24 protein-coding genes are annotated in these 24,337 nt (G+C 54.9%); 11 read left to right on the top strand and 13 right to left on the bottom strand.

The window, feature by feature from the left end:
* Positions 1-7 precede the first annotated feature (7 nt).
* Positions 8-1,201 (top strand): MFS transporter, encoded by a 1,194-nt coding sequence (locus CQ018_RS18265; protein ID WP_105551442.1) that lies wholly within the window; start codon positions 8-10, stop codon positions 1,199-1,201.
* A gap of 13 nt (positions 1,202-1,214) precedes the next feature.
* Here the strand turns inward: CQ018_RS18265 and CQ018_RS18260 are convergent, their stop codons facing one another.
* Positions 1,215-2,276 (bottom strand): enoyl-CoA hydratase/isomerase family protein, encoded by a 1,062-nt coding sequence (locus tag CQ018_RS18260; protein ID WP_105551441.1) that lies wholly within the window; start codon positions 2,274-2,276, stop codon positions 1,215-1,217.
* A gap of 150 nt (positions 2,277-2,426) precedes the next feature.
* On the opposite strand from CQ018_RS18260, the gene CQ018_RS18255 reads away from it, so the two are divergent.
* Both CQ018_RS18255 and CQ018_RS18250 read left to right on the top strand, forming a co-directional pair.
* Positions 2,427-2,816 (top strand): YidH family protein, encoded by a 390-nt coding sequence (locus CQ018_RS18255; RefSeq protein WP_105551440.1) that lies wholly within the window; start codon positions 2,427-2,429, stop codon positions 2,814-2,816.
* Positions 2,813-3,148 carry a DUF202 domain-containing protein gene (locus CQ018_RS18250; RefSeq protein ID WP_105551439.1) on the top strand — a complete coding sequence of 112 codons (336 nt, stop codon included), beginning with the start codon at positions 2,813-2,815 and terminating at the stop codon, positions 3,146-3,148. The genes CQ018_RS18255 and CQ018_RS18250 overlap by 4 nt, the downstream gene beginning before the upstream one ends.
* Before the next feature lie 111 nt (positions 3,149-3,259).
* On the opposite strand, the gene CQ018_RS18245 is transcribed toward CQ018_RS18250, so the two are convergent.
* Together CQ018_RS18245 and CQ018_RS18240 are read right to left on the bottom strand one after the other, a co-directional pair.
* Positions 3,260-4,195, bottom strand: coding sequence for a LysR family transcriptional regulator (locus CQ018_RS18245; protein WP_105551438.1), 936 nt, complete (start codon positions 4,193-4,195; stop codon positions 3,260-3,262).
* Between the two features lie 82 nt (positions 4,196-4,277).
* Positions 4,278-4,532 (bottom strand): hypothetical protein, encoded by a 255-nt coding sequence (locus tag CQ018_RS18240; RefSeq protein ID WP_105551437.1) that lies wholly within the window; start codon positions 4,530-4,532, stop codon positions 4,278-4,280.
* 136 nt (positions 4,533-4,668) lie between these two features.
* Here CQ018_RS18240 and CQ018_RS18235 point away from each other — a divergent pair, with 136 nt between their 5' ends.
* Complete coding sequence (locus CQ018_RS18235) at positions 4,669-5,163, top strand: hypothetical protein (RefSeq protein WP_258142736.1); 495 nt, start codon at positions 4,669-4,671, stop codon at positions 5,161-5,163.
* An 80-nt stretch (positions 5,164-5,243) separates the two neighbouring features.
* Here the strand turns inward: CQ018_RS18235 and CQ018_RS18230 are convergent, their stop codons facing one another.
* From CQ018_RS18230 to CQ018_RS18210, 3 genes are all read right to left on the bottom strand, one after another.
* Entirely contained in the window at positions 5,244-6,236 is a 993-nt protein-coding gene (locus CQ018_RS18230) for an LLM class flavin-dependent oxidoreductase (protein ID WP_105551479.1), read from the bottom strand.
* Positions 6,237-7,038: 802 nt separating this feature from the next.
* Positions 7,039-7,242 carry a cold-shock protein gene (locus tag CQ018_RS18215; protein ID WP_007271190.1) on the bottom strand — a complete coding sequence of 68 codons (204 nt, stop codon included), beginning with the start codon at positions 7,240-7,242 and terminating at the stop codon, positions 7,039-7,041.
* Between the two features lie 398 nt (positions 7,243-7,640).
* Entirely contained in the window at positions 7,641-9,206 is a 1,566-nt protein-coding gene (locus tag CQ018_RS18210; RefSeq protein ID WP_105551434.1) for an MFS transporter, read from the bottom strand.
* Between the two features lie 112 nt (positions 9,207-9,318).
* Between CQ018_RS18210 and CQ018_RS18205 the strand changes: the two genes are divergently transcribed.
* Together CQ018_RS18205 and CQ018_RS18200 are read left to right on the top strand one after the other, a co-directional pair.
* Entirely contained in the window at positions 9,319-9,861 is a 543-nt protein-coding gene (locus CQ018_RS18205; RefSeq protein WP_105551433.1) for a TetR/AcrR family transcriptional regulator, read from the top strand.
* A gap of 5 nt (positions 9,862-9,866) precedes the next feature.
* Complete coding sequence (locus CQ018_RS18200; RefSeq protein ID WP_105551432.1) at positions 9,867-11,126, top strand: CynX/NimT family MFS transporter; 1,260 nt, start codon at positions 9,867-9,869, stop codon at positions 11,124-11,126.
* A 14-nt stretch (positions 11,127-11,140) separates the two neighbouring features.
* Here the strand turns inward: CQ018_RS18200 and CQ018_RS18195 are convergent, their stop codons facing one another.
* Both CQ018_RS18195 and CQ018_RS18190 read right to left on the bottom strand, forming a co-directional pair.
* Positions 11,141-11,788 (bottom strand): trimeric intracellular cation channel family protein, encoded by a 648-nt coding sequence (locus CQ018_RS18195; RefSeq protein WP_258142734.1) that lies wholly within the window; start codon positions 11,786-11,788, stop codon positions 11,141-11,143.
* A gap of 66 nt (positions 11,789-11,854) precedes the next feature.
* Positions 11,855-12,406, bottom strand: a complete 552-nt coding sequence (locus CQ018_RS18190; RefSeq protein WP_105551430.1) for a DUF1697 domain-containing protein — start codon at positions 12,404-12,406, stop codon at positions 11,855-11,857.
* Between the two features lie 123 nt (positions 12,407-12,529).
* On the opposite strand from CQ018_RS18190, the gene CQ018_RS18185 reads away from it, so the two are divergent.
* Entirely contained in the window at positions 12,530-14,491 is a 1,962-nt protein-coding gene (locus tag CQ018_RS18185; protein WP_105551429.1) for a prolyl oligopeptidase family serine peptidase, read from the top strand.
* 555 nt (positions 14,492-15,046) lie between these two features.
* A complete protein-coding gene (locus CQ018_RS18180) occupies positions 15,047-15,535 on the top strand; it encodes a hypothetical protein (RefSeq protein ID WP_146111954.1) in 489 nt (162 codons plus the stop codon).
* A gap of 487 nt (positions 15,536-16,022) precedes the next feature.
* Here CQ018_RS18180 and CQ018_RS18175 read toward each other — a convergent pair whose 3' ends face one another.
* Entirely contained in the window at positions 16,023-17,366 is a 1,344-nt protein-coding gene (locus tag CQ018_RS18175; protein ID WP_105551427.1) for an aromatic acid/H+ symport family MFS transporter, read from the bottom strand.
* A gap of 107 nt (positions 17,367-17,473) precedes the next feature.
* Between CQ018_RS18175 and CQ018_RS18170 the strand changes: the two genes are divergently transcribed.
* The 3 genes from CQ018_RS18170 to CQ018_RS18160 all read left to right on the top strand — a co-directional run bounded on the left by CQ018_RS18170 (position 17,474) and on the right by CQ018_RS18160 (position 20,586).
* Positions 17,474-17,980 carry a thioesterase family protein gene (locus tag CQ018_RS18170; RefSeq protein WP_105551426.1) on the top strand — a complete coding sequence of 169 codons (507 nt, stop codon included), beginning with the start codon at positions 17,474-17,476 and terminating at the stop codon, positions 17,978-17,980.
* A gap of 168 nt (positions 17,981-18,148) precedes the next feature.
* Positions 18,149-18,925 (top strand): cyclase family protein, encoded by a 777-nt coding sequence (locus tag CQ018_RS18165; protein ID WP_105551425.1) that lies wholly within the window; start codon positions 18,149-18,151, stop codon positions 18,923-18,925.
* A gap of 2 nt (positions 18,926-18,927) precedes the next feature.
* A complete protein-coding gene (locus CQ018_RS18160) occupies positions 18,928-20,586 on the top strand; it encodes a thiamine pyrophosphate-binding protein (RefSeq protein ID WP_105551424.1) in 1,659 nt (552 codons plus the stop codon).
* Positions 20,587-20,663: 77 nt separating this feature from the next.
* On the opposite strand, the gene CQ018_RS18155 is transcribed toward CQ018_RS18160, so the two are convergent.
* The 4 genes from CQ018_RS18155 to CQ018_RS18135 all read right to left on the bottom strand — a co-directional run.
* A complete protein-coding gene (locus CQ018_RS18155; RefSeq protein WP_105551423.1) occupies positions 20,664-21,863 on the bottom strand; it encodes a globin domain-containing protein in 1,200 nt (399 codons plus the stop codon).
* Positions 21,863-22,489 carry a hypothetical protein gene (locus CQ018_RS18150; protein ID WP_105551422.1) on the bottom strand — a complete coding sequence of 209 codons (627 nt, stop codon included), beginning with the start codon at positions 22,487-22,489 and terminating at the stop codon, positions 21,863-21,865. Before CQ018_RS18150 ends, CQ018_RS18155 begins: the two co-directional genes overlap by 1 nt.
* The gene (locus CQ018_RS18145) at positions 22,486-23,652 is read right to left on the bottom strand and encodes a globin domain-containing protein (protein ID WP_105551421.1); all 1,167 of its coding nucleotides are present in this window, start codon (positions 23,650-23,652) and stop codon (positions 22,486-22,488) included. Before CQ018_RS18145 ends, CQ018_RS18150 begins: the two co-directional genes overlap by 4 nt.
* Before the next feature lie 575 nt (positions 23,653-24,227).
* Positions 24,228-24,337, bottom strand: a 110-nt coding sequence (locus CQ018_RS18135; RefSeq protein ID WP_146111881.1) for an IS3 family transposase, incomplete at its 5' end; no start/stop codon positions are given.

The raw sequence follows: 24,337 nt of genomic DNA, 5'->3' as shown, positions 1-24,337 counted from the left end.
AGGAACCATGGTTTCAAGCGCACCGCAACATTCACTCGGGTTTCCCTCGATCTTGGCACATGCATTTTTTCTGCAGGCCGCCGTCTATGTGGTGCGCCCGGCGACCTCCTACAAAGCACTTGATCTAGGAGTAGATCCCGGGTTATTGGGGCTGGTCGTTGCGAGTTTTTCGATCCTTCCGGTGTTTCTTGCCGTGGGTATTGGTCGGGCAACGGACCGCGGGAATGAACGCTGGATATTACTTGGTGGTGCCGGGCTCATGCTACTTTCCGGTTTGGGGCTCTTGCTTGCGGCGAACTCTCTTGCCGCGCTTTTAAGCTGGAATCTGATCCTCGGTGTGGGGCACTTGATGAGCCTGATCGGGGAACAAAGCCGACTAGCCTCTGCAAAAAACCGCAATATGGACAGGGTTTTTGGTCTTTACACCATGGTTACGGCCATTGCGCAGGCAGTAGCACCACTAGTGATGGGTTATTTGGCAGGAAATCATGTACGCCCGGATACCACACCATTGTTCTGGGCCTATATTTGTTCGGTTCTGGCAATGCTAGGAGCCACACTTTTCACCGTGCGGCACTCCCAAACCAAGAATGTTGGCAGCAACCCGGCACCCATGAAACTCTCAAGTGCACTCAAGGTGGAGCCGGGAACCCGCAACACGCTTTTTGCCTCGATCGGCCTGAGCATGATGGTGCTCTGCACCATCGATCTTTTACAGGTTTATCTGCCGGCCTTGGCTGTGGAACGCGGAATCTCCGCACATACCGTTGGCCTTTTGTTGGCATTACGTGCCGGTGCCACTGTCTTCTCCCGATTGGGGCTAGATACCTTGGTACGAGGCATAGGAAGGGCCCGACTCTTACTTATTTCCACTAGCGTCTCGGCGGTGCTGATCGGCTTACTTGCAGTAAATATGAGTGTGATCCTGATGGCCGTTGTGCTGGTACTTGCCGGATTGAGCCTTGGTATTGGACAGCCCTTGAGCATGAGCGTTGTTTCGGCTGCTGCTGCCGAGGGCACCCGCGGAACTTGGATGTCCATACGCTTGCTGGGCAATAGGCTCGGGCAAGCAGTGATCCCGGTAGGCGTTGGAATCTTTGCCACGGGTTTTGGTGCCCCGGGGGTCTTTGCGGTGCTGGGTACAACCATGGCCGCCGCGACCCTCGGGGCTTTGAAACCGTTGCGGTCAATGAAAAATTAGTGCCGATAATTCCCTAGCGAGGTTCCAGAATCAGTTCGGCAAGAGAACTAACATCAACCTCGGCCAGCGTTGCAGGTTCCCATGAGGGGTTCCGATCCTTGTCGATGACCTGTGCACGGATGCCCTCGCTCAGATCTGGGCGATACATCAGGTACTTGGCAAGTCGCAGTTCCCGGTCGAGAGCCGATTGCAGGTGGTCTTCTGCACGGGCCGCACGCACCGACTGCAACGCGGATTCCATTGACGTTGGGCAGTTTTCACGCATCGCCGCGGCGGCCTCCGCGGCGGCCGAATGACTCATCTGATCGAGGCGCTCGAGGATTTCACCAAGTGTGGGGGCACTGAACGCGTGATCAATCCATGGTTGGGCACTGATCAGTGGGCTTGGGGCAAAGGTACCTAGCAAAACCTCAAGTCCTGCAGCAATCGCCGCCGCATCCATCGCTGCAAAGTCGGGAAGCGCCTCAATGACTTCATCAAACTTTTCGGCTTCTACAAGCATGTCGGCAAAGCCAAGTTCAACGGCGTCAATGCCGCTAAAGGTTGCGGCGGTGAGCACCAAATATTCGCCAATGAATCCGGGAGCCAGCGCCATCAAATGGCTACCACCCACATCGGGTGTATATCCGATGCGAACCTCTGGCATCGCATATTTGGAATCGGGTGTTGCAATACGGATTGAGGCGTGTGAGGCCAAACCAATTCCGCCACCCATGCACAGGCCGTGGGCTAGGGTAATGACGGGTTTGGGGTAAGCCGCGATCATAGCGTCTAACTCAAATTCGAGGCTCAGCAGATCAGCAAAATCTTGGTGGTTACCATTGCTCACGGCCTGGTGGAAGTCCTTAATATCGCCTCCGGCACAGAATCCACGATCTCCATTGCCACGCAAGACAACCATGGAAATTTTAGGATCGGTCTTCCACACGGCGAACTGATCACGTAGCTCTAAGAGCATCGAATAGTTCAGCGCGTTGATCTTTGCCGGACGGTCAAGAACCAAGATTCCAAGGTTTCCATTGATGTGCATCCGAATATGCGAAGTGATGATTTGATCCTTCCCTAGCAATAACATGTAACAACGATTGGTAAGACACCTAGGTCAAACGCTACCGGGTGGGGCAACCAACCGAAGAAATGAAGACTCTATAGCCACATGGTGCGAGGTAAGCTTTTGCTGGATTCAAGGTCTGAAAATTTGTTGTAACAAGAAAGGCACGTGCAAATGGCTGGTATTAATGAGGCTGATGATCGTGGTGCCCTGGCCAAACGGGTGTTGCCCGGTGGTAAAGAACCCGACGCACGCTTCACCCTAGCCAATGAACGAACCTTCCTGGCATGGATCCGTACGGCCCTTGCCTTTTTGGCCGGTGGTATCGCACTTGAGGCATTCGCCGTCGATAGCTTCCCAACCTCCTTCCGTACCGGCATCGCGGTGCTTCTTGTGGTGATTGGAATGCTCATCAGCCTGGGTGCCGCGGTTCATTGGCGCCGCATTGAGATGTCGATGCGGTTGAACAAACCGCTTCCGATTCCCCTGATCATTCCGATACTTGGTTTTGGTGGGGCCGTGGCGGCCGCCGTTGTGGCAGTGCTGATTGCGATTCCTAGATGAATTCGACAGACCCAGTTTTTCCGCACCAAGATCCCGGCCTGCAACCCGAACGCACGGTGATGTCGTGGGGCCGGACCACCTTGGCGCTCTGCGTTGCCGCGATGGTGTTTGCGCGTTGGCTCCCGCACTACGGGATTGGGATGCTGGTACTCATTAGCCTGTGCCTGCTTGCGGCGGGTGGAATCTATTTCACCCAACGTAAACGGTACAAAGAATCCTCGCATGGGATAGTCCGTGAGCGGATCCACGCTGATGTTGTTGCAGTTTTTGCGATGAGTGCCATTGTTATTGGCCTCGGTGTCGTGGGGCTACTGGTCATTATCACTGGTTAACCGTCTGGGACCGTATGAACAAAATCAATATTGTGCTCATTCGTCGTGCTCTGGGGATCCAGTGCACCGCGCTTGCAAAGCTATTCAGGGTTTTACCAAAACGCAGGGGGGTTAGCGGTGCTGGGGCTCGATACGCAGCTCACTGAGCACAGCGGCAAGCCGATCCATCAAGACCCCGGTTTTCGGGTTGCTCCGCTCCTGCGGTTTCAGAGCAAAAATGTTTCGGGCCAACCTGATCTCGGGGGCATCAATAACCCGGATCCCCTGGGGAGCTTGGGTCATAGCTAGTTTTGGGACTAGTGCCGCGCCCAAACCGGCGGCCGCCATATGTAGTGAGGCATTGAAGTCATCGCTATAGGCAACCACGCGTGGGTGGATATTGAACGATGAGAATAATCGTGAAATTACTGTTGCGTCGCTGGTTCCGGGGTGGTGCATGATCCAGGGCATGTCAGCTAATTGTTCGACGCTGATGCGTGAGGAATCCTCAAGCTGCCACGATGCCGGAACCACAACCCTGAAGGGGTCATCACCTAACCATTGGCGTTCAAGCTGTGCCGGCCAAGCGAGTCCGCCCTGGCCCACCTGGAAGATGATCGCAAGGTCTAGTTCACCGTCGTGGCGCAGCCCGGTAATGGTTTGGGTTGGTTCGCCAACGTGCACTCGTAGGGCGATGCCTAAGTCTTCCCAATCTGGGGAACCCAAAAGTCGGGGCAAAGCATAAGTAGCCAAGGAGGGGAAGATCCCCAGACGTAGTTCTTGTAGCGGCTTGCCGCTGGGATCTAAATCCGGGGTTGAAGCGGCCGCCATCAGGGCATCAATATCCGTTAGTACTCGCCGTGCATGTCTGATCATTGTCACGGCTGCCGGTGTTGCCTCAATGCTTTTAGCGCCGCGCGTAAAGAGTGTGGTTCCGGTGCTGCGCTCGAGCGCAGCCATCTGTTGGGACACGGCAGAAGGCGTGTAGCCAAGCCTTGTGGCGGCCATGGCGAAGGACTTGTGGGTAACGACCTCGATCAGAGTCCGTAAGTGCACCGGGTTGAGCATAGATCCTTCCGAAGGAAACAAGAGAAAAGGTGAGCGAGGACGGTGCCAGCTCACCTTTTCATATCCTAGTGTGCACGTGGGGTTAAGCCTCTGCATCCTCGGGGGATAGTTCTTCTGACCACTCTTCTTCGGTGCCTTCTTCATTATCGAGATCATCGGCTGCGGAGAGATCATCGTCGAGCAGGTACAGATGCTTACGTAGGGGGTCCAGCGCTGTCATTGACTCGGGGCTATCGGAAGATCCCTCATACGGTTGTCCGTCCCGACCGTCGTCCGGCTCGTACATATCATCATCAATCGGGTCGTCAAAGACAGTGTCATCAAAGCTGTTGCTCATGGTGCCCCCTCCATTCATCTGAGACGGGATTCGTGAGTGTTTCCCGAGTAATTACAGACTATGCCGCTGCCGCGATTATGGGAATGGCTTATTTTTGCTGGACTTTCCCCAGCTCAACGCGGGGTAGCGTGGAAGTATGGAGAAAGAACAAGTGCGACACTTCATGACCGAACCCTACAGCCGAGCGGCCCTATGGGCCGCTGCCGGACGGCTTTTGGCACCGGCAATCTGGATGGGGTTGCTCATGGGTATTTCCTTCATTGAGGCACCACTGAAATTCATGGCACCGGGTATTACCATTCCGCTGGGGTTGGGCATTGGGCAATTAGTTTTCACCGCCATGAATTACGTGGAAATCGTGCTCTTTGCGGTGTTGGTTCTCTCGAGTGTAAAACGCGGCGTGGATCGGCGCTTTTGGACGCTGATCGGGGGTCTGGGTGTTGTATTACTGGCCAAGGTTGCGTTGATTCGCCCGCTGCTTTCCAAGCGCACCGATGCGGTAGTAGCCGGCCTTGAAGCCGGTGGCTCAATGACCCACTATTTTTACATTGCCGCGGACGGGATCATCTTTGTTTTGCTGATCATGGCGTTGGCCATGAGTGTGCGTCGTTGGGTTCTGCCCTGGCGCTAAAAACATCGTAGGGGGACGGTTCACTAGATGAATAATCACCTAGTGAACCGTCCCCCTACGGGTTTAAGGTAAAAACGAGCTTAGGCCGAAAGGTTCATGGCCTTGGCCGTAATTTCTACCGAACTCAATCGTTGGGTAGCGCTACTTGAGTTGTGCACGGTGATCAGCTCATCAGCCTGAGCAGTTTTGGCAAATTCGGTGAGGTATTGGGCAACCGTTGCACCATCGCCGACGGCGGTGTATTTGAGCATATGCAAGATATTTTCCCCGTGTGAGGAATCAAGGAGCATATCAATTTCTGCCTCGGTGAACGGTACCGGACGGTTTCTACCCAAGAACATTTGGATACGGTCACGACGAACCTGTTCCATGATCTGGTGTGCCTCGGCATTGGTATCTGCCGCAACAATTCCGACACCGGCGATGACATAGGGTTCAGCCAAGAATTCTGAAGGCCGGAACTCATTGCGGTAAGCCGTAGTCGCCTGTACCAGCGCGTCGGGAGCGAAGTGTGAGGCGAAGGAGTAGGGAAGGCCCAGTTGGGCCGCCAGTCGGGCTCCGAAGAGGCTGGAGCCGAGGATGTAGAGCGGGACGTTGGTTCCTTGCCCCGGGTAGGCATTGACTCCCTCGATGCGGGATTCGGACCCGAGGTAAGCCTGAAGCTCAAGGACATCGTGGGGGAATGCATCGGATGCCCGTGGATCACGGCGCAATGCTTGGAAGGTGAGTTGGTCGGTGCCCGGGGCACGTCCAAGACCCAGATCGATGCGTCCTGGAAAAAGTGTTTCTAGGGTGCCGAATTGTTCGGCAATGACCATGGGGGAGTGGTTGGGCAGCATGATGCCGCCGGCGCCCAACCGAATGCTCTTGGTGTGGTTGGCTATGTGGCCAATGAGCACCGAGGTGGCCGAAGAAGCGATGGACGCCATGTTGTGGTGTTCGGCGTACCAGACGCGACTGAAGCCGTGGGCCTCGGCGCTTTGCGCTAGTTGAACGCTCTCGTTGAAGGTTTCGGCTGCGGTACCGCCGGGGCGGATGGGGGCAAGATCAAGGATCGACAAAGGTATGCTCACATCCGATGGCAACCGGTAGCGGTGGCTTTTCATTCCCGGTTTGTCCCAAAGGTAGCTTTCATCACCTCAAGGGTGCACCGTATCATCGGTGCATGAGGCGGATAGTGTCATTATTTGTGATGTTGCTGAGTCTTCTATGCGGCTGCATCCCGCTGGTACCTCATCCACGTTCCACAGCTCCAATCCAGATTTCATCCGCGGTGCTGAGCGAGGAATGCCTCACGCTCCGCGGGACTCCGATCCCGGATGAGCTACAGGATATTTCTGCGGGCTTTTTCAATGCTGAAGCTTTCTTGAGTGCCCTGAGCGCGTGGGCTAATGCCGGGACCGAAGCGATCGGTGTACAACCCGAATGGTTGAACAGCGCCGATCCCGAAGAATGTTTGACGCAGCTAGCAGCGCTGAATAGGCAGAATTATCAAAAGGCTCTGTTTTCGGCTATCGGATGATGGAGGCCAAGAATCTTATGAATTTGCGTCATGCACTCGTCCAGGGTCACGGAACTACATCCGAGTACTTGGTGGAAGACCTTCTGGGCTCCAAGCAACGAGGTGATACTACGAGTTTTAGAATGAGGGTGCGTTTCATACCCGTGGAGGATCCGTGGCCTCGAATCTGGGAAGACTGGAGCATTGAGTTTCACACGGAACTTGGTTCCCGGGGCCTAGTACATATTGAAGGCTTCGACGGAGTAGGAGCCTTCCAGGTGAGAATCTTGTGGAAAACAATTTGGGCGGTATCTCCGTGAAGGAGATACCGCCCAAATTCAGTCAGCTAAGAAGCTGCAGGTGATAAACCGAGCTTAGACAGCGCGGATATCGGTGGCCTGCAGGCCCTTCTGGCCCTGAGTTACTTCGAACTCTACGCGCTGGCCCTCTTCGAGTGAACGGAAGCCGTTCGACTGGATAGCCGAGTAGTGAGCGAAAACGTCATCTGAGTTGTCATCCGGAGCAATGAAGCCAAAGCCCTTTTCGGCGTTGAACCACTTAACGGTACCTGTTGCCATGATGGTGTGTCCTTTCGAGACTGTCCTGAAATGGGACGTAGGGGAGAAAAATCCACTGTGGATTTCCCTTGCAGCTACGTGATTCACCGCGGGTCAGAAAGGTACTTCCCCCGGCAACGGGGTTAGGGTACTGAAATTGCTGCGAGAAAAACTAGAACTACAACGTCTACGGTACGCGACTATTGCCGCAGTTACTACCCTTTGGCCAATAATTGTAGAAAGTTCGTCACAAAGTTCAATGGAATTTACCCGCAATTTGACTAATCACAAGGGCGAAAGCCCCATATTAGTGCGGGATCATGCGGATTTAGCCCCAATAAGAAAGCTGGGGGTGATATTGGAATCAAATATCCAACATCACCCCCAGCTTGGTGGTGTCTTTGAGTTTTATGCGAGCTTTAGATGGTTTCGTTGGCTCCCGGAAGTCGGGCTCCGCGAATGGTTTTTGAAATAATGAATATTGTGATGAGCGTCAACGCCACGGCAATTGCCGAAGTAATGACGACACCGGCGTCAAAAGCGGATGATGCTGAAGCGAGCAGCTGCTCACCGGCCGCGGCCTTGGCTGCTGGGAGTTCCGCTACTACCTCGTGGGCGCCGCCAAGGGTCTGGCGGGCAGCGTCTGCCTGTTCGGCGCTCAGTGAGCCCGGTACCCGCAAGTTGCGAGTGTAGACGGCATTGAGGATGGAGCCGAGTACCGCGGTACCCAGCACCGAGCCAACCTCGTAGGAGGTTTCCGAAATTGCCGAGGCAGCTCCGGCCTTCGAAGCGGGGACCGCCGAGAGGGCAAGGTCGTTTGAGAGGGTTTCTGCCATGCCCACACCGGCACCTAGTACTGCAAAGGCAACCATGAGGGCGATGACCGAACCGGACTTACCGAAGATCAGCACAATGACGTAGGCACTGGTGCTTAATGCCAGCCCGACGATCATGATGGTTGAAATCTTGAATTTCCGAACCAGTGGGACCGCCAACAGCCCGGCTCCAACGGTCATGGCAAGGCCCGGGAGCATGAGCACCCCGGCCATCATGGGGGTAAATCCTGCGACCAGCTGCAGGTGCTGGGAGAGGAAGTAAATAAAGCCTACGAAGGCGAAGATGCTCAGCAGGTTCACCAGTAGCGCACCGGAGAATACGGGGTTGCGGAAAAGTTTGACATCAAGCATTGGATTAGAGCGCTTGAGCTGGCGGAAGGTGAAAGCGATACCGCAGACAATGCCAAGGGCAATGGTGGCAATGCCCAGCAGTGGCGAGGACGCCTGGGTTAGATCTTTGATGCCAAAGACGATGGGCAGCAAGGTCAGGATGACAAGCACGATAGAAATCGGGTCAACGGATCCCGGTTTTGGATCACGCGATTCTGGAATGAGCACCGGGCCAAGAATCAGCAGTGGCAACAGCATGGGAACTGCCAGCAAGAAGACCGAGCCCCACCAGAAATGTTCAAGCAGGAATCCGCCAACGATGGGACCCAGGGCGGCGCCACCGGAGAAGGCGGCGGCCCAGATGGCGATTGCCTTGCGGCGTTCGTTGGCGTCGGTGAAGATATTGCGGATCAGTGAAAGCGTTGCTGGCATGAGCATGGCGCCGAAAATACCCAGTAGTGCGCGCGCTGCAATGAGCTGTTCGGCATTTGTGGCAAAGGCGGCAGCCGCTGATACTGCGGCAAAGCCAGTGGAGCCAAGGAGCAACATTTTACGTCGCCCAAAACGGTCTCCAAGTGAGCCCATGGGGACCAGGAGGCCGGCGAGCACCAGTGGGTAAATGTCGATGATCCACAGCAATTGGTTGCTGCTGGGTGCAAGCGCCGAGGAAAGTGCTGGCACGGCGAAGCTCAACACCGTGTTATCCACCGAGATCAGCAGCACCGGGAACATTAAGACGACCAGGGCCGCCCATCGCTTGGCATACGTGGGCGCGGTGGGTTCGTGATCTAGCGTGGCTTTGATGTTCTGGCTACTCATGATGAAGGTTTCCTGAAGGAATGGTGACTTGTGTGGACTCAAATAACTGTACCGTCTGGACGGTACAGTTACAATGTGACGACGCCTACTAGAAAGCGATAAGGTTCTAAACATGTCTCGCCCGCCATCAGCCAAGGAAAAGATCATCGACGCGTATGTTTCGATGCTCTGCAACGAAGGCGAACGCGCAGCCACCATGGAGGCCACTGCGGCAAAAGCCGGAGTCTCAAAGGGTGGACTGCTTTACCATTTTGCTTCCAAAGAGCTCCTCGCTCAGGGAGCCATCGAGGGATTGTTCAAATCCCACGAAGAGGATATGGAACTCATGTCCTCCGCGCCCGAGGGGCCGGCCATTTACTTTGTGCGCACCAGCACCATGATTGGCGGAGACCTAGACCGCTATTTCCTCGCGGTTCTGCGCTTGGCCCAAGGGGGCCATGAGCCTTCGGTTATCGCCCTCGATCAGGTGCAACAAAGTTGGCTGGATCTGATCCGCAGTGAAGTGAGCGATAAATACGCGGCCGAGGCCATCATGCTCATTGGCGAGGGGCTGTATTACCAAACCTCAATGCCAGGATCGTGGTCAACGGGTACCTTCGGCAAGGACCTAGAACACCTGCTCAAGCAGGTCCAACGACTTAAGAACGGTAGCTAACGCGCATGGCTCTGAACCCGCAGCGGCAAAAGACTGTTGGCCGTATCGGCGCATTGCTTGGCATTTTGCTGATGGCGCTTTCCTTACGGGCCGCAGTGGTCTCGGTACCACCGTTGTTGGGGAGCATTGGGCCGGAACTAGGCTTTGATTCGTTGAGCACCGGGTTACTGGCCATGCTTGCACCAATAGTCTTTGCGGCCTTTGGCCTACTCACCCCACGGTTGATCCGTTGGTGGGGCCTTGAAAAAGTCTTGATTACCGCGGTGCTACTAGCTGTTGCCGGACAGTTGATCAGATCCGTGGTGGGAGATGTCATAAGCTTCCTCTTGCTTTCGGTGATCACCCTTGCCGGGTACGGAATGGGCAACGTTGTCCTTCCGCCGCTTGTGAAAAAGTATTTCCCCGACCGCCTAGCGCTAGTGACCTCGGGCTATGTCACGATGCTTGCCGTGGGTACCTGGATGGCCCCACAATTCTCGGTTCCCTTGGCAAACGCAACGGGTAACTGGCGTACCTCAATTGCCGCGTGGGCGTTGCTTTCACTGATTGTTTTGGTGCCGTGGGTTATCCAGATCTTCGCGGATCGCAAATCCCCACGACCCGATACTCCACTTGTCAATGGCGCTATTGCAGCCGCACCTGCCAAAATTAATCCCTGGCGCTCACCGGTAGCCTGGGGGCTGGCAATTTTCTTAGCCGGAAACTCGGCACAGACCTACGTCTACTTCACCTGGCTACCGCCATACCTTTCGGCCCAAGGCCTTGACACCATGGCCGCTGGCTCGATGCTCGCACTCTTTGCCATCCTGGGACTTCCAGTCAGTTTGCTGGTGCCGCTCTGGGTCCCACGACTACGTCATCCGCTGGTCGCGGTGCTTGTATTTACCAGCTTATGGATTGTTGGGCATACAGGAATGTTCCTCTCACCCACCCAAAACACCGTCGTTTGGGTTATCTTTGCCGGTCTGGGTCAGGGAACCTTTGCGATTGCCTTGCTCATGATGAATCTACGATCACGAACCACCTATGGCTCCGGGGTACTCGCCGGATTTAGCCAGGGACTTGGATACGCGGGAGCAGCAATTGTTCCCATGCTTTTCGGCATGGTTAAAGATGCAACGGGTAGCTGGGATGCCTCATTTGCGATGCTTGGTATTTGTATCGTTGTCATGCTAACGGGCGCCGTGATGATCAACGGACCACGGAAAATTGAAGATGGTCCGGGCCAAGCACCGGTGAATCCAACGCTTGAACGCGTTGGCTAAAAAACGTCTAAGTATTAGTGGAGCCGAACATCACGGTGCCAAGGCCCCACTGCTTTGGGCACTCTCCAGTGGAAAGTCAACGCAAGAATACGCAGCAGGAAAACCACGATGGCCACGCTTAACTGCCAACCACCACTGGTGAGTCCTAGTTCCCAGAACCACGCGATCAGGCCCGCACCAAGAATCGCCGGAATCGCATAAATATCCCGCGGGTTAAACAGCTCCGGGGTCTTGTTTGCAACAACATCACGGAGCAGACCGCCGCCCACGGCCGAGGTTACGCCCAGTAGCGCAGAAGCCACGGGGTTCATCCCGGCCTCGAGCGCCTTGATGGTGCCAGTAATACAAAATAGGGCGAGTCCCGCCGCGTCAAACAACAGCACCGGGCGCATGAGCCTTTGCACTCCCGGTGCCACCAAAAAGACCAGTAGCGCAGCTAGTGCGGGTGGGACGAAGTAGAACGGGTCATTAAAGGCCGTTGGCACCTGGCCGAGGATGACATCGCGGATAATGCCGCCACCAATGCCTGTAAGCCCGGCCAAAAGTAGTGACCCAATAATGTCGAAACCACGGCGCGCTGCCAGTAACGCACCGGAAAGACCAAAGAAGAAGACACCGAATAAATCGAGGACCAAAGGCATTGTCAACGTGGTTTCTTCCATCTCGCTTGGAGGGTATCGGTCAATCAGGGAGACTACCGCAGGGCTGCGGCACTGGGGTAATTATCCTTAAACGCTGAGTAGTTTTAGCGCGGTACATGCCTTATTGATGGTGTTCATATTCCGGGTTGTCACGAGATAATTCTTACTGACCTTGGCAAAATGTTTGGCAAGTGGGCTGCTCAGGCTTTGACCGCGCGGCACCTCCCAACAAATGCAGTGTTCGAGTTGGGCCACACGCTCGGATTCAAGTGGCGTAGGGGCCTGCGCAAAAATGGTGGTTGCAGCCTCCAAGGACTCGGTGAGCACCAGATACTCGTGACGTTGAATCGAATCCTGCGGGGCACTAAAAGGAAAACCCGTAACTATTGCTTCAAGCTGGTCACTGTCCTGCACGATGACCTTGATCCCCGGAGCATAGGCGCGGGCTAGAACTTCTTCGCATATTTCTTTGATCTTCGATGCTGTCGCATGCTGACTGGCAAACACTACATTGCCACTGGCAAGTAACGTTCGCACCCGGGAGAAACCTGCCTGTTCAAATAGCTGGGTCAGATCCTTCATAAGGATCTTGACGCCGCCAACATTGATGCCTCGTAAGAACACAGCGTAGTGATACATGGTCTTTAGTTTGCGCTGTGAGAAACAAATTCCGCAATCCCCCCTTGGCCCGTGCGTGAGCCGGGGCAGCACCCGAAAGAGACAAAGCAGGAGCTATATGGTGCCGGGGACTAAAATCACATCATGACTACGTCTTTGCCCTATGGATCCTGGCCCTCACCGATTACCGCGGAGCATGTTGCCGCCGGCACCACTCCGGTGGGCGGTGGCGCGTTTGTTGGTGATGAACTGTGGTGGCTCGAAGGCCGTCCCGCAGAAGGCGGACGACTATGCGTCATGGCCCGTGGTGCAACAAGCGATGAAGCCCCTCGCCAATTAGTTGCTACCCCCTTCAATGTGCGCAGCCGAGTCAATGAATACGGTGGCAGTGCATGGGCAGCCATCAAGACCCACGGTTCAAACGAGCTGATCTTTGCAAATTTTGCCGATCAACGCCTGTATAAGGTCTCAGCCCAAGGTGAAACACCCCAAGCGCTGACCCCGGAAAGTAGCGGTTTCGATGGTGACCCACAATTACGCTTTGCCGAAATTATTCAGGGTGCAACAAAAGATGAGATCTTTGCCGTTTGCGAAGATCACCGGCAGGAGTTGCGCCGCTACATTGTCGCAATTCCGCTAGATGGTTCGGCCGCCTCCGATGTCAACGCATTGCGCGAAGTCAGCCCATCCTCCCGATTCGTGGCAAACCCGCGGTTGAGCCCCGAAGGTAGCAAACTCGCGTGGATTTCTTGGGAGCACCCACAAATGCCGTGGGATGGCACCGAACTGCACGTGGCGGACCTTGTCGAGGGAAGCGCAACTAATGACAGTGTGCTAGCCGGGTCAACCACCGAGTCGGTGCTGCAGCCAGAGTGGCTCAACGAAAATGAATTGGTGCTGATCTCAGACCGCAGCGGTTGGTGGAACCTCTACCTTCATGATCTTCGCACTTCTCGACAGCGTGAACTTTGCCCACGCGACGAAGAATTTGCCGGACCTCTATGGGCACTGGGCCAAAGCTGGTACATGGTTCGGGACGCAAACACGTTGCTGGTTACTCATGGAACTCACGGAACCTCCCTGGCCACAGTCGATGTGAAAAGCGGAGAATTGACGCCGTTGGAATTGCCGTTTACTCGAATCTCGCCCTCGGCGCTGCACGACGGCAAATTGCTGGCAACGGCAACTTCTTTGGTGGAGGGGGACGGGCTGCGACTAATTGATCTTGAAACGTTGAACGTTGAAAATATTTCTCTTTCGCTCTCAGCACTTCCCGACCCCGGCACACTTCCCACGGCAACCGCCATGGAATTCACCACCGCAGATGGCTCACCCGTGTACGCACATGTCTATGGGCCACGGCTCGAAGGTTTTGCGGGACCACGCGAGGAAAAACCACCGTTTATTGCCTTTGTTCATGGTGGGCCCACCGCCCAAGCCTTCGCTCAGCTATCGCTTTCCATCGCCTACTACACCTCGCGCGGCATCGGAGTTGTTGATGTGAACTACGGTGGTTCAACCGGCTTTGGCCGTGCCTATCGGGAACGCTTGCGGGGGCAATGGGGAATCGTTGATGTGCAAGACACCGTTGCCGTGATGGAAGGCCTCGTAGCGCAGGGAATCGCCGATGGAACAAGGCTGGGAATCGAAGGTGGAAGCGCCGGGGGCTGGACGGTACTAAACGCGCTGACCACCACTAAGACCTTCGGCGCCGGTATCTCCCGGTATGGGGTTTCAGACCTAGTGGGATTGGTAAGTGATACTCATGACTTTGAATCCAGATACATGGAATCCTTGGTTGGCCCCTACCCGGAAGCCGCCGAACTCTATGCGCAGCGGGCACCCATCAATCACGTCAATGACATTTCTTGCCCGGTGCTGTTGCTCCAAGGAGACGAAGACAAGGTTGTTCCACCGGCACAATCTCAGGAAGTTGCCGACGCCTTGGCAGCCAATGGGATACCGCACGCCTACGTGCTGTACAGCGGTGAGCAGCACGGGTTCCGGCGCATGGAAAATATCATCAATGCATTGGAAACTTCATTGGCTTTCTATGCAAATGTATTTGGGTTCAATGCAGAGGTTCCTGTCTTGGAATTGAGGTAGCCACTGACGCGAAGACCGCAATGCTGCACGTAGGATAAATTGAGTGTCAGATAAAATCTTGCTCGGTGGCATTGCGCTCTTCGTCGAGTTTGGGCATGATCGAGATCTTTTCATTCCCTTGGTGTCATTTCTTTCCTTCGCTTTAGACTGATCTGTAACCCGTACTTATAAGCCGGATTACATCACTTTGTGATGCCATAACGTTGCGGACCTGTACGTTCATCAAGGAATCTAAATCAAGGCTTTTTTGATGCATATGCGCCATCAGCCTTCTAGTCAGCAATGATAGATATTCAAATCTATGACGCTGGAATTTTCTAAAGCCTAAATGTTCAAAAAAGAAATACAAGAGGTTCTCTATTTTTGCTGCATGTTTGTCGTTAACCTGAAACTTGCGTCTTCTATAATCAAAGGTTTTGATTTGCAGAGCTAGTGAGTGTTTTGGTGAGTCGAGCAAGCACCGAATGTGTGGCAGAATGGTCGTGGCCCCTACTTGGGTGGGGCCTGAGGTTTCTTGGGTGGAGCCTTAACGAACAAAACTTGGGGAGTACAAACGTGCCTAAAAACATGTCACAAATATCCACATCTCGACGAAATATCGTCAAGGGTGCCGCTTGGTCAGTGCCTGTAATTGCTTTGGCGACGGCGTCACCGGCATACGCTGCTAGTGAGATAGTTCCACCACCGGTGTTCCATGACTGGTCGGTGGGCGGATCCGCCTCGGTAGGTAGCGGTAACAACGCCTTCTTTACCGTGAACGGTCAATCACTGCTTGGCGAATCAGCAACGCTTCCCAGCGGCTTCACTTTCGTCATCACCCCGCCGTCAGATGTGGTGCTCGAAATCAATTCCAGTCCCGGATTCTACGATGTGTCAATTAATGCAGACGGCACGATCGTCGGACACGTAATTCCCGATTTCCCAGGCACACCGAGGATTAACTTCAAGGTCACTGGTCCAGTTGGAGCTGTCATCAAGATGGTTGGCTACGGCCCACACGAGCCATACGAAGATGCAAAGGTTTTGACGATCCGATCAAGCTAATAAGCCACGATCTATCGGATTTTGCCCATGCTCCTCATTGTTTTCCGAGCATTGACGGGCTTGTTGTGTTCTGGGACGATCTCTCGAACACCGATAGAATAGCTTGGATCAGGTTGTTCTGGGTGTGTAATACCCGGATCGGCTTGTCAGAACTTCGGGATTTTGTAGCCCTGACCAACGCGGTGAGAACTCTGTCGGTCAGGGCTATATTGCCTGTCGGCGAGGGAACTTCATCGTTCATGAAACCGACTTAAGAGATTGCTCGTGATGTCATCTGTCCGTAAGTCTGCGAACTTGGATCTTGACGATCTTATGGCACCGATTGGTCGTTGTTCCCGGCTTGGGTAGCTGTTCGGAGTGCCATGTGGCATCAATTTTCTGTGGCGCATTCATGGTGTAAACAAACTACTGATAAAGCGCTAGGAAAAACTGCTGGTCGTTGCCTAGATCTTTATGAAGATTCAGACAACGACCAGCAGTTTTAGACCTAGTCCAGGACGCTCTCTTGTTCCCGGGATGGCACTACGGCCGCGTTCTCGGTAATGCGAGGAGGGATCAAGGACACGGCGATCGCTGCCACGACCCCAACAATGGCGAAGAAAATAAAGTTGAACTGGAAATTCATTCCCGTGGAAGCAATCCAGCCACCAATGATGGGTCCCGATATGGCACCTATGCGGGCGAAAGATAAGGCCCATCCGGTTGCCGTGCCTCGTTGGGCCGCCGGGTAGTAGTCGGCAATGTAGCCGGTGAGCACCAGTGATGTAGAGATTGAGCCGATTCCGGCGAAGGCGACAAAGCATAGGTTGACGAACATGCTGCTTGGGAACATCAGCAGTAGGATGCCGCCGGCGCCCAGCAGATAGAAGATCACCAAGATTGGTTTCTGCCCGTACTTGTCAGCGAGCCATCCCAGGATGAGTCCGCCCACTGCCGAGGCGAGCGAGAAGACCAGCAAGAAAGTAAGCGAAGTGCCTAGATCGTAGCCGGATTTGCGCATGATTTGCGGTAGCCAAGTGTTCAAGCCGTAGACCAACACCATGCCGCAGAAAAGTGAAATCCAGAAAAAGACGGTTGAACGCAAGTATTTCCCTGAGAACATTGACCCCATGACTTCGCGCCACGGAATTTTGGCTCCCGGTTTAGTGGGGGCCACTGGCTTGTAGTCGCGTACGTTCAGCTTGGCGGCCAGGGCTTTGGCTTCGGAGATCTTTCCTTTAGAAACCAAATATTCCAGAGATTCGGGCAGCATCCAGGCGATCAGCGGCAAGATCAGTACGGGCAGTGCGCCGACCGCGATGACCCAACGCCAGCCGAGGGTTGGCAGCAATGCCATGGCGACTAATGCGGAGATGACGATGCCTAGCGAGTATCCGGAGTACATGATGCCGTAGTTCAGCGAGCGCTTCTTGGGTGCTGAGTATTCGATGGTCAGAGCGGCGGCCACTGGGATAATGCCTCCCATGCCCAAGCCTCCGAGGAACCGGAAAGCGCCAAATATTTCTGGTGTTGGAGCCAAAGCGGCTCCGGCTTGGGTGATGGTGAAGATGACCATTGAGAGCATGAGCATTTTGCGCCGGCCAATGATGTCACTGAGCGTGCCGATAAACAAGGCACCAAAAAGCATACCGACCAGTGCGTAGGCTCCGAGCCCACCAAGTTCTAAGGGGCTCAGCGACCATTCCTTGTACTCTGCAAGAGCCGGCAGAACGGCTCCGAGCACCCCGACGTCGTAGCCTTCGGCCAGGATTGCGAGCCAACAGGCAAAGAGCACTATGCCTGTGGTGCGTTTGGGAATATTCCAGTCTGCTGCTGTGGATGGAGCTGCCACGTGGTTCTCCTTGTGTGGAAGGGAAGGTATAGGGCGTTGCATCGATCTCTAGTAGTATGGCGCTAAAGTGACGTCCGTAACAATAGCTAGATGGTGATTATTTAACGATGGTCAAAAATGCATTCAAAAGTTCGAGTCTTGAAAAGTGCCCAGATCAGCTCAATATTACGGGATTCTTATCTACGGGAATTATCGGAACTCAGCTACAACGCACCATTGAATGGGCCGATACTGATGCTGCGGGGCACCACCATAACTCGGTAATTATGCGCTTTGTTGAGGCGGCTGAAGCCAAGTTATTTCGCGAGCTGGGCCACTATCAATACTTTGGGATTGCACCACGGGTGCGACACGAAATTGACTACCGTTCCAAACTTTTCTTCGGACAAACCGTAAGCACAGCGCTCATCCTGACCCATATTGGAACTTCTTCTATGGAATTTTCTTTCAAAGTTTGGGGGCACTCGCATGAAAAACGGCAGGGAATGCTGGCCGCGGAGGGAAAATTTGTGACCGTTTGCGTTCCAGTAGGTTACGAAAGCTCTGCCCCTTGGTCCGAAGAGCTCCGGGCCGCACTAGAGGCTCCGGCCTCTGAAGTGATTGCTACACGCTAACAAGCAACCGATCATCCCGTGAACCGCTAGGTGAGAAGCATTTATCAAGGGGCTATTGGTGCTGGTAGGTTTGCCAGAACTTGGTGTGATCACCTTCGACACCGATTCAAAGATTTGTCTCAAACCGGTGCGGCTGTCACCGGTTCAACCTCAAACATTGGAGTTCATGTGAGTGCCGTTCCCGAAATTCTTGCGGCGTTGGCTACCGGTAGTGTAGAAATTGTAGACCTAACCGCACCGCTATCCGCTGACACCCCAACCTTGGTATTGCCAGATCCTTTCTCTAATCTGATTGATTTCAGCATTGAAGAGGTCTCTGCCTACAACGAGCCGGGCCCATTTTGGAAACACCACAACATCCACACCGGCGAACACATTGGCACACACATTGATGCCCCCATCCACTGGATCTCAGGGAAGGACGGCAAAGACGTCTCTCAAATTGCTCCTGAGCGACTGATTGGTCCGGCAGTAGTGCTTGACTTTACTGCCCAGACTGAAACCGACCCGGACTTCCTAATTGATGTGGAACACCTAGTGGCATGGCAGGAAGAACATGGTCCTTTCCCTGCCAACTCCTGGTTGCTCTTCCGTACCGGCTGGGAGCAATACGGGCACGATAAGCAGGCGTTTTTGAACCTTGATGAAAACGGGTCTCATACTCCCGGATTTACCGCAGAATGCGCCAAATGGATTGCGGAGGAACTTGCGATCTCGGGTATTGGCGTGGAAACCGTGGGTATTGATGCGGGTAACGCGGCGGTACTCGAACCGCCCTTCCCCATGCACTACTTCCTACTGGGTGCCGATAAATACGGGATCACTTCGCTGAAAAACTTGGGCAAGCTTCCTGCACACGGCGCCCTAATCGTGGTGGCTCCACTGCCTGTCGTGGGCGGGACCGGAGCCCCAACACGCGTGCTAGCAATGGTCGGGAAGAACTAAATATGAATGTTGCAGAATTAGTGGGAAAGACCCTCGCCGAGCTGGGGGTTGGGCATTGCTTTGGCGTGGTGGGATCCGGAAACTTTGCAATCACCAACGCGCTCATCGCTCGGGGCGTTCCCTATACCGCGGCCAGGCATGAGGGCGGGGCCGCGACCATGGCCGATGCTTACTCCCGCTCCAGTGGTCAGGTTGCCTTGCTCTCCGTGCATCAGGGCTGTGGATTGACCAACGCGGCAACGGGCATTGGTGAAGCAGCAAAATCTCGCACCCCCATGATCGTGCTTGCCGCCGAGGCGGCACCTAGCGCGGTGTATTCAAACTTTGCCATGGACCAGGATGGCTTTGCCGCCTCGGTTTATGCGATCGCTGAACGCGTGCATTCGGCTGCCACGGCAGTGGCAGATACCATGCGAGCCTATCGCCGTGCAGTGAATGACCGGCGCACCGTGGTGCTGAATTTACCGCTGAACGTCCAAGCTCAAGAAGTCACAGCGGATCAGCAAACTGTCTCAGTCGAGATTGCCGCGCTGGAACCTATCAGACCTTCGCGAGCTTCGGTACAGGCGTTTGCTGACCTTGTGGCAGGTGCCCAACGCCCGGTGTTTATTGCAGGGCGCGGTGGACGAGGAGCCCGAGATGAAATTTTGGCCCTCGCACGGCACACCGGCGCGTTGGTGGCAACCTCCGCAGTGGCCAAGGGATTGTTTAATGAGGATGAGTTCAATCTTGGTATCTCCGGCGGGTTCTCCTCGCCGTTGGCAGCCGAATTGATCACCGAGGCGGATCTCATTGTCGGTTTTGGTTGTGCACTAAACATGTGGACCATGCGTCATGGTCACTTGATTGGCAGCACTACCAAGGTAGTCCAGATCGACCTCGAAGAACTCGCACTTGGCGCCAACCGACCCATTGATTTGGGCCTTGTTGGGGACTCGGCGCAATGCGCGGCGGATGTTCTCGAGGTATTAGTTGCGGGAAACCTGCAAGCACGTGAGGGCTATCGAAGCACTGCCGTCGCCGCACGCCTCAAGGAAGCGATTGACTGGAGTCAGGTCGAATACCAGGATCTGTCCGACGGAAACTTTATCGACCCGCGAACGCTTACCAAGCGCTTAGATGAGCTACTGCCTGCCGAGCGGATTGTCAGTGTCGATTCGGGCAATTTCATGGGGTATCCCAGCCAGTTTCTCTCTGTACCCGATGAATTCGGATTCTGCTTTACCCAAGCCTTCCAATCCATTGGCTTGGGATTGTCTACCGCCATTGGTGCGGCTCTGGCCCAGTCCGGACGCATGCCGGTATTGGGGACAGGAGACGGCGGGTTCCATATGGCAATCGCCGAACTGGATACGGCGGTACGCCTCAAGCTGCCGCTTGTCTGCATCGTCTACAACGATGCTGCCTATGGGGCCGAAGTGCACCACTTTGGTGTGGCTAACCCGGGTACCGATATGAGTTCCGTGGAATTCCCCGACACAGATTTTGCGGCGATCGGTCGCGGGTTTGGAGCCGAAGGAATCACCGTGCGTTCGCTGGCAGATATTGACGCTGTGGGGGAATGGCTAGAGTCGGACCCAAGCACGCCACTGGTCATTGATGCGAAGATCGCCTCTGATGGTGGCGCGTGGTGGCTCGCAGAAGCCTTCAAGGGGCACTAAGTTCCCAGAACAAACCTAAAAAGGGTGCTGTTGGATGAGAAAGTATTTCTCATCCAACAGCACCCTTGAAACGCGTTCTAAGCGAAATCGGCCTGCCACAAATCAGGTCCGAAGACCTCATAACGTATGGCACGGGGTGGCACCCCGCGTTCAAGTAACTGACCACGCACCGACTGCATGAAGGCCAAGGGGCCACACAGATAGTAATCGGCATCGGCCGGAAGCTCTATGGAATCAAATACCATATAGCCACCGCGCACTGTTTGAGTATCCGTTCCCGGCTCCTCAAACCAGTACTGACACTGTGCAGTCTCGATCTTCAACAGATCCGCTTCTACCTGTTCCCGCAGAGCGAATGACGTGGGCGAGAAATCAGCATGCAGGAAATGAACCTGACGTGACGACTTTTCGCGAGCCAAGTGGGAAATCATGCCGGCCATGGGAGCAACACCGATTCCGGCACTGGCCAGCACCACCGGGCGTGAACTGGGTTCAAGAACCACATCTCCAAATGGCTCGGAAATGGTGAGCTGGTCTCCAACGCTAACCGTGTCATGTAGTCGGTTTGATACTTCACCAAGGGGTTCCCCGGATTGCTGCACACGTTTGACAGTGAACACCCGATGGATTCCGTCATGCGCACGAGTCAGACTGTATTGACGCGGTTGGGAGGCCCCATCAGCCATCTGAACCTGAACGCTTACGTATTGGCCCGGCCATGAGATCGATGCCGGGCTGCCGTCGGTGCGTGCCACAACAAAGCTGAGCGTATCGGTGTTTTCGGTAATCTTTTGAACTACCGTCCACGAGTCCCAGACGGCACCCGACTCGCGCCCGGCTACTGCGTAGAGGCCACGTTCCAGGTTGATCAGCGTATTGGCCATTAACCAATAGACCTCGTCCCACGCCGAAGCGACCTCGGGAGTTACTGCTTCACCGAGCACATCCGCGATGGCCCAAAATAGGTGTTCGTGTACTACCTCGTATTGGTCGGCGCTGATACCCAAGGAAGCATGCTTATGGCTAATGCGTGAAAGCAGAGCTTCGGGGAGCTGCCCCGGATTACTGATCAGCATCGTAGCAAAAGCTGCAACTGAGCCGGCCAAGGCCTGAGCCTGATGTCCCTGTTGCTGGTTGGAACGGTTAAAAACCCCATCGAGTAGCTGCGGGTGCGCCTCAAAGAGATGCTTGTAGAAACGCTGGGTGATTTCGCCTATATTTGCCCCAACCACGGGAAGCGTTGCCACAATGGTGGGGGTAGCTGCTGCAGAGAGCATTACTTGGACACCTGCGCAGGCACCTGGAGTGCGGAGCCAGGGACTTCACCGAGCTGATCGATCTGCTCAACGAGGGCATCGATGACAGCACGCAACTGAACCTGGACGACCTTGGTGTAGGTGCGGACATACTCGACCTGGGGGATCGGGCTGCTGTATTCAATGGAGCTAGCCGGTGCTGGAGCGTTGGCCTGCGGTGTGGCCTTAGCCTCGGTGGTTTGCGAGTCCTTCTGCGCGGCAGCGGGCGCGGCGTTTGCCGAGGCAACATGTGTCTGTGCCTTTTGCAGAATCTCGGTGTACTGCTTACGGGCCGAATCAATCAGATCGTAGGCGTACAGCTCGGCATCGCTAATGTGTTTATCGGCAATGATCTGTGCGCGGCTGAGCAGGTTAACCGTCTCGGCATTGATATCAGGGGTTGCCGATTGCTTGCAGGCGACAAGATCGGCCTTCAGCTTCTTGATTTCCGTGTGAGCAATGGCCAATTCATCTCCGGCTGCCACTAGCCAATGGCGGGCGGTCAAAGCATCATAGCCATTGTGTGGGACCACCGGCAGATCAACATGGCGAATGTCATCCGGGGTGAGCGAACGTCGCTCCAGATTATCTGTGGAGGGAGTGGTCATGAGATGTCACCTGATTCTGTTGTCGAGCCTAGGGTGGGGAGACCATCTGCGGTGGAGAAGTTCTCGTAACTAATGTTGTTGGGGGTCATTCCTGCGGCTTGAAGTTCATTTACCGCGTGGGACACCATGATCGGGGAACCACAGACGAGGCCCTGGTATCCGTCCCATGATTGGTGGTTTGCTGCGGCGGTTCCCACATAGCCCTTTAGGCCCGGGTACGTGGGGTCATCGGAAACGACCGGGTGGTAATCGAACCAAGGCTCTTGGGCGAGCACGCTCAGTTTTTGCTGCTCATAGAGGTTCCAGGGGAGCCGGGCACCGTGGAAAAGATCGACCTTTCGGCCGGCTCCGGTGGTTTCCCATTCGGAGCGGACTTGATCCAAGATTGCCGCAAGTGGGGCCAACCCGGTTCCGCCAGCCACCATCAGTAGGTCCTTGCCAGTCGGTGGGAGGGTAAGTTGTTCGCCAACTGGCGCACCAAAGCGCAGTGAATCTCCTGCGGTCAGCTTGCGTACCGCGGTGCTACTGAACTGGCCACCTGGTACCAACTGAATATGTAATTCCATGGTGTTGTCATCGCGCGGCGCATTGGCGGGGGTGACATAACGCCACAGGCGTGGGAGTTTACCCATTTCCATGGCCATTGATTGACCGGGGACATAATTCATGGGCTCTTTGAGGCGGAGCTGAATGACGGCAATATCAATGCTGCGTCGATCGGCGGAAATTATCTCGGCGTCCCACCAAGCGGGTGTCTCTTCTGCCGCGTCTTCGGCGGCAATGACCATCACGCTAGAAATGGTGCCGTAGGCTGCCGCCCAATCGGCTGCAACGGAGTCGGTCCACTCATCTTTTAAGTAGTGGGAAAGGGTCGCAAGTAGCGAAGCACCAACATAGGAATAGTGTTCCGGGTGTACGTCAAAGCGACGGTGATCGCTGCCCAAAGACTGAATGTAGCCGGTGACTGTGCCAAGCTTGTCCACATTACTCACGATGTGCCCCAGCGCACCGAAGAGCTTGTCACGCTGGGCGGACATGGACACGGGGAACATCTCACGTAATTCCGGGCGGGTGAGGAATAGGTGCGAGTAGAAGAAGAGGGGAGCATCATCGCCTTGTGCGGCAACCAAGGCCCACGTACGTTTTAGTTCGTCAACGTTCATGTACTGGCCACGACCCTCATGTTTTTCTCAAGACTCATATTCAAATTACCTTCCCAATGTTTCTAATCAGGGACGGCGAATCGGCCCCGCTGCTGTGCAAGGACCCTATGATCGTGGAGTAATTCCCCAGCATTGACCCAACCAACAAGTTAGGTACGTAAAAGGGGTAGCAAGGCCACGCAACGAAGGTGCGAGTGTTATACACCGGTTGTGCGAGACCCCCCCATGGCCCCACGAAACTGTGCCGCTTCAAGGAAAGGGGTTTCCTGTGAATATTTCGGCTGCAGGCCTTGCGTGGCGTAAGCCTTGGATGTCAGCTAGGGGGGTGCTGATGTCCAAGGCTTGGCCACTAAGTATGGAGCTTACGCGAGAGATTGAGCCGTTTTGGGCCAGTTCGGTAAAGAGCGGACTGATGAATCAAAAGACTAGCCATACGGTTAGTTGGGGTGAAACCAAGCGGGCAGAAGTGTTTACCTAGCGGGTAATTTTGGTGTGGCGATTCGGGCAGAACGTGGGGTGGTGTCCTTGAGGCTCAATGAACTGGACCCCGAAAGTTGGACTCGGTAAGTAAGAGTCTATGCCGCGAGTGCCTGAGCCCGATATTCCATGGGGCTCAGGCACTGCAGCGTTAATGAGATTCGCTCATAGTTATACCAGTGGATGTAGTCATCTAGCTCGCTGGTGA

The sequence above is a fragment of the Arthrobacter sp. MYb227 genome, assembly GCF_002975435.1.
In the GTDB taxonomy this organism is placed as follows: Bacteria; Actinomycetota; Actinomycetes; order Actinomycetales; family Micrococcaceae; genus Paeniglutamicibacter.
Note: the sequence above shows the minus strand (reverse complement) of the source record. Positions and strands in the feature narration are given on the sequence as shown.